Origin of the sequence: Streptomyces sp. XM83C, from assembly GCF_023072675.1 — a bacterium.
Classification (GTDB): Bacteria; Actinomycetota; Actinomycetes; order Streptomycetales; family Streptomycetaceae; genus Streptomyces; species Streptomyces thermocoprophilus.
Window position 1 is genome coordinate 1 of sequence record NZ_JALLGL010000483.1, and the last position, 2,891, is coordinate 2,891.

The window sequence follows — 2,891 nt, forward strand, 5'->3', positions numbered from 1 at the left end:
GGGCTCGGAAATGTGTATAAGAGCCAGGCGGGCGGCCGCTGCGGGGGCCGCTGGGGCTGCTGCTGCGGCCGGGGCGCGACCTGCCGCTGGGGCCGGCGGCGCAGCGGGTCCTCGTCCGGGTCGAGGTACTGGATCTGCGTCTGCTCGTTGCGGTCGCGGGCCGCGCGCAGCTGGGTCTGCCAGGGGTGCGGCTGCTCGGGCTGCTGTCCCTGGCCCTGGCCGGGCTGCCCCTGCGGCACGGGCGGCATGACGGCGGTCGGGTCGGCGGCGCCGGTGTGCGGGAGTACGGCGGTGGGGTCGGCGGCGCCGGCCGGTGCGGGTCCGCCGGTGTGCGGCAGGACGCTGGTGGCGGCGTCGGGGTCGTACGCCCCGGCCTGGCCCTGCGGCAGCACCTGCGTCGGGTCGGCGTCGGAGGAGCCGGGCACGGGGGCCGGCTGCGGGTCGGGGGCGAGCAGCGCGCCGACGTTCTCGGCGGCGGTGATCTGCGCGGAGTTGGCGTGCACGCCGATGCCGTCGGCGACGACGCGCAGGGCGCGGGCGAGGTTCTCGGCGCTGGGCCGCTGGTCGGGGTTCTTGCGCAGGCAGCGCTCGATGACCGTCCACAGCGGGTCGGGCACGGTGGAGGGGCGGCGCGGCTCGGCGCTGAGGTGCTGGTGGAGCACTTCGAGGGCGCTGCTGCCGGCGAACGGCGGGCGTCCGGTGACCAGCTCGTACAGCAGGATGCCGGCGCCGTAGATGTCGACGGCGGAGGTCTGCGGGCGGCCTTCGGCGGACTCGGGCGCCACATAGGCGGGGGTGCCGACGAACTCGTGGGTGCGGGTCAGGCCCGGGGAGTCGGCGAGGCGGGCGATGCCGAAGTCGGTCAGCATCGGGTGCATCTGGCCGCCGTCCTGCTTCAGCAGCACGTTGGCGGGTTTCAGGTCGCGGTGGACGACGCCGTCGGCGTGGCTGGCGGCGAGCGCGTCGGCGATCTGCGCGGTGAGCAGCGCGGCGGCGACGGGGGTGAGGGGGCCGTTCTCGCGCAGGTAGCGGTGGAGGTCGGGGCCTTCGACGAGGTCCATGACGAGGGCGAGGAGGTCGCCTTCGACGACGAGGTCGCGGACCCGGACGATGTTCGGGTGGGTCAGCCGGAGCAGGACGGAACGCTCCCGCAGGAACCGCATGACGACGTCGGCGTCGCTCGCCAGCTCCTCCTTGAGGACCTTGATGGCGACGGTCTCGCCGGGCTGACCGGCCACGGCCGCCTCGGCGCCCGCGGTCTCGCGCTGGCGGGCTCGCCAGACGGTGCCCGTGGCGCCGCGTCCGAGCGGCTCCTCGAGCAGGTACTTGCTGCCGACTGGCCGCACGTCACGCGCTCCCTGTTGCTTGCCTGACCTTCGTTCGGACCCACTGTAGTGCCGTGGGGCCCGCCGTCGGGCCTCTCGGAGATCTGTACGTCCTGGACCGGAAAGACGCAGCAGGCGGTCCGGTCGGTTGCCGGAAGCGGACGTGACCGATCTCAAGTCGCCCCCGGTCGATCATGCGCACCTCTTTTGTCAGGCACTTTTACGGGCAGAGCCGACCAATCAAGATCATTTCTTGGGGAGGGCCGGGCGTGTTGTCGGTGGCAGGTGCGAGGATGCCTTGCAGCAACTGGCCGTCGTGCTCGTGTGGGGTGGGGGGAGTCCGCGCCCGCGCAGAAGGGACCGCTGACGCCGATGCAGATCCGGCTGACCGTCGTTGATCCGCTGGCCCCCGCCGGGGTGCGCGGCCGTGCCGCGAGCTGCGACGTGCTGGTCACCGCTCCCGCGGGCACGGCTCTGGCGGCGGTCGCGTCGGGGCTCGCCGCGGCGGTGCAGGCCGGGGACGGTCCGGTGGTGCTGTACGCGGGTGCCGAGCGGCTCGACGCGCAGCGCTGCACGCTCGGCGAGCCGCCGCTGACCGACGGCGCGGTGCTGTCGCTGGGCTCCCCCGCCCTTCCCGAACCGCATCCCGAGCTGGACGACGCCCCGGCGCAGCTGCACGTGGTGGCGGGCCCGGACGCGGGCGGTGTCCATCTGCTGCACGGCGGCGAGGTGCGGGTGGGCCGCTCCGCCGACGCGGACGTCCCGCTCGACGACCCGGACGTCTCCCGTCTGCACTGCGCGGTCACGCTGGCCGCCGACGGCCGGGTGACCGTCGCCGACCTGGGCTCCACCAACGGCACCGTGCTGGACGGCACGCGCGTGGACGGACGCCCGGTGCGGGTGGGCGCGGGCTCCCTGCTGCGGATCGGCGAGTCGGCGCTGCGGCTGGCCCCGCCCGGCGGGCCGGGGGGCCGTATACCGACGACGCCGGACGGCGAGGGGCATGTGCGCGTGCCGTGCGGCGCGGAGGCGGGGGCCGTGGCCGGCGGGGAAGCCGAGGGCCGCGCGCGCGAGGGGGCCGCGGTGGACGGCGATCCGACGGGGCCGACGGGAGTGGTGGGACCGTCAGGACCGGTGGGCCCGACGGCGCCGACTGTCCACGGCCGTGGCGACGTCTCCTGGTCCGGCGGCCGGCCCGCCCCTGTGCAGCGGACGACGGTGCCCGAGCAGGCGGGGGCGCCCGGCATCGAAGGTGCCGTGCGGGCCACGGGCCGCCCGGCGTCGGGCATCCCGGCCGCGGGCCCGGCGTCCGGAGGGCACCTTCCCGGCGGCGGCTCCGGCCAGGCCACGCACGGCGCGGGGCTCCGGCCGCACGGGGCGGCGCCGAACGTGCGGGGCGGCGGCACGGGCGGCAGGGGCCCGGGCGCCGGCGAGTACGGCACGGGCGCAGACGGCCCGGGCACGGGCCGCAACGGGTACGGTACGACCGCTCCGGCGCACCCCGTGCCCGCGGCGGGCGGGGCAGCGGGCACGGGGGGCGCCGGAGCGGTCGTACCGTACCCGTTG

At 76.5% G+C, this 2,891-nt stretch carries 2 protein-coding genes; one reads left to right on the plus strand and one right to left on the minus strand.

What is annotated here, in order from left to right:
- Positions 1-1,346 (minus strand): serine/threonine-protein kinase (locus tag MTQ10_RS29515; RefSeq protein ID WP_247473474.1); only part of this gene is annotated, 1,346 nt, incomplete at its 3' end.
- A 351-nt stretch (positions 1,347-1,697) separates the two neighbouring features.
- On the opposite strand from MTQ10_RS29515, the gene MTQ10_RS29520 reads away from it, so the two are divergent.
- Positions 1,698-2,891, plus strand: a 1,194-nt coding sequence (locus MTQ10_RS29520; RefSeq protein WP_247473475.1) for an FHA domain-containing protein, incomplete at its 3' end; no start/stop codon positions are given.